General features: G+C 34.1%; 4 protein-coding genes. All 4 read right to left on the reverse strand.

What is annotated here, in order from left to right; translation table 11 throughout:
* A partial coding sequence (locus RMN92_RS14350; protein WP_309610127.1) for a hypothetical protein occupies positions 1-1,247 on the reverse strand: 1,247 nt, incomplete at its 3' end.
* A gap of 260 nt (positions 1,248-1,507) precedes the next feature.
* Positions 1,508-1,885, reverse strand: coding sequence for a hypothetical protein (locus tag RMN92_RS14355; protein WP_309610128.1), 378 nt, complete (start codon positions 1,883-1,885; stop codon positions 1,508-1,510).
* A 77-nt stretch (positions 1,886-1,962) separates the two neighbouring features.
* Entirely contained in the window at positions 1,963-2,148 is a 186-nt protein-coding gene (locus RMN92_RS14360) for a hypothetical protein (RefSeq protein WP_309610129.1), read from the reverse strand.
* 112 nt (positions 2,149-2,260) lie between these two features.
* Positions 2,261-2,952, reverse strand: a 692-nt coding sequence (locus RMN92_RS14365; RefSeq protein WP_309610130.1) for a hypothetical protein, incomplete at its 5' end; no start/stop codon positions are given.

Here is a 2,952-nt window from a genome sequence, read left to right on the forward strand (position 1 = left end):
GTTGGCGTATACACAAGGGTTACTTTCGCTTCGTTGTACTTACCATCTGCATCATACAAGGTGTTGCCATCTTTGTCCTTTACCTGAATATAAATTTGGCGTGTATCCTTAATTTTCTGAATTTTGTTCCATTCAATTTTGGCTTTCAGTACACCGCTATCATCAACCTTTGCTTTGAGGGTGTGTTTCATTTTGTCGTCACGACCCAAAAAAGATTCCTTAGCAGTAAGTGCCTGCCAAATCTCAATCGTCAGTTCCTCATCAGGTTTAATCCCTGTTGTGTTGGCATAAAACCAACTAATTTTGTCATAATCGACCATCGTATGTTTCTGCGAAGCATTTTCTTCGCCCAATTGCCCTTTAAAAATAGAACGAACATCGGTAATTTCCAATCTTCCACCCTTGGGAAAAACAGTATCTTCGCCAATAGCTTTGAGGTGTGGCGCATTAATTTTTAAGTAAAACGAAGTAGCCCCCGCAGATTTTGATTTTATACTGCTGTCCAATGCTATTGGCAAAAGCCCACCGTTGTATTTGGCAACAGTTTTTGATAATGCGGGTTTATTATCTGCCTGGCTCACCAGATCGACCACAAAATCCTCATCAATCAGCTCTTTTTGCTTTACAAACATATTAATTTTGCTACCCCAACTTGCTTTTTTAATTTCAATTCCGCTACTGTCTGTAAACACCACATCATCTACCACCGCTTGTTTGATGATAAGGGGTTGTTTTTTGCCAGACATATAGTTTATTTTACAAACTACAGGTGTGCTACCAGCAGTTGCAGGCGTAATATCTATAGTTTGACCTAAAACTGTTTTCCCAAAAATAGTCCAAATGGTTTTTTCGCCCTCAATAGGTGGCAGGACATATTGTGTAACAGTCAATTGTGTTTTCTTGCCCACTTTCGGCATACCTATAAATCCAAAATCTATAACATCGTTCTTTTTTACTTCAAAATGCCAGTCGTCTTGGTTGGTTGCTTCGATTTCTTTTCCTGTCATATGTACACTAGCATTGGCTTTGTGAACATAACCTTCTATCACATATTTTCCTTCTCTTATAAAAAATCCACCTTCAAGTTTGATGGTTGCTCCCGTTCCCACAAAAATCCCGTTCAAATTCCATTTAATGGTGCCACTTTCTGCACCAGTCAAATTTTCAGCCGTGTTGTACTGGGTTTTTGCCGTAAATGTCATGGGTGTTTGCGGTCTAACAATCTGTGCCGCATTGCTAATACTCATTACCAATAAACTTTCGGTCACACCCTCAAAAGTTTGTTGGTTTACAACGCCATCTTCTTGTGTGTATTCTGCAATAACTTTGTATTTTTATTTTTTGTGCCTATTCCAACTTTTCGCTTTAGCCCTCGTTATAAAAGCTTTTTTTCAAAAGCCACTGCAAGAGCTTCCTTTGGTCGCTTTGCAATGGCTTGAAAAAATAGCTTTTATTGCCTCGGGGCTACCGCTGCAATTTGGGGCAGTGCAATTGCCACAATTGTATGTTATAATTTTTTAGGGGTAGGCTTTTCCTTGGGTGAATCATCTACACTAATTCCCCAGTCAGCCAATTTCTTAGGATTGTCGCTAAAGCTAGCTTTCAAAAGGTTGATGCTTTTTTTGACTCCAGCAATTATTTCTGGCATTTGAGCATCTCTGTTAGCATATTTTTTTTCCATTTCGCCTTTGTGAAATTCAGCTTCTTCATGGTCAGTTAAAGTGGGTGCAATTTTGGGACCTGAATCTGACCAACTAAAATCTTCAATCACATTCAATGGGCTACTAGCCCCTAAACTCAGGTGTTTGTCATAAATTTTTTGAGCCACATCCAAGTTGTCTTTTGGGTTTTTGGATAATACAACCCTTCCTTTGGTTCTGTTCATAATTTCTAATATTTATAGATTAATACTTTCAAAAATAGCATATTAAATCTATAAAACAGATTATGTTAATAAATTTATTATTGTGATTTTGCCATATCCAACGATGGAACTGCCATTTCCATCGATGGAAATGCCATATCCAACGATAGATATGTCATATCCAACGATGGAAATGCCAAAGTCAACGATGGAAACGGCATATCCAACGATAGAAATGGCATAGTCAACGATGGAAACGCCATATCCAACGATGGAAATGCCATATCCAACGAAATTTATACTAAATAAAATATGTCAAAGAGCGAATTATTAATAATATATGAACTTTCAAATTGTGAATCACTAATCTTAATAATTTAATATTCCACAATAAATTTACTCAATCCGTTCGAATACTCTTTTTGGAATTTTTTTTAAATCTTTACCTTGACTTTTCATTAGAGAAATATATTTTTGATAAGACTTCTTGGCACTTGAAGTGTCATCAAAGCCCCATTCTGCATCTCCTAAATTTAAATATGCGACTGTTCTGTTTGGTGAGAAAGCAACAATTTCTAATAAAATTATCCTTGCCTCATTAAAATTTTCTTTTTCAATTAAGTAATATGCAGCATCATTATAAGTTATAATATTTTGATTATTTACTGGATTAGTTTTTAAAATATCTGCAATCTTATAAATATCCATTTGTAATAACTTTTCTATATTCTTAATATTATTGAATTCAGAAGGGTCATTTATGGTTTCTTTATTAATAAATTTACTTAAAACATTATCAAAATTAAATTCACTTAAAATAATAGAGATTTGCTCTGTTTTTTTTATTTCATTATTTCCATTACTTGAGTAATATGTTACCGATTTTGATACCCAGTCTTTATTAATGTTGTAAAAATCAATATCCAATGATTTATTTCCACTTATAAAAGTTAGTGGTATTAAATTTCCTTTAACATTTCTTATATTAATTGTACTCCCTTCAAAACATTTTTCTAAAATTATTTCTTCTCGTTTGTTTTTTAAAGAAATACAATTTTCATCTACAATATTTAATATTACATTTCCAT

The sequence above is a fragment of the Flavobacterium sp. genome, from assembly GCF_031363805.1.
Lineage (GTDB): Bacteria > Bacteroidota > Bacteroidia > Flavobacteriales > Flavobacteriaceae > Flavobacterium.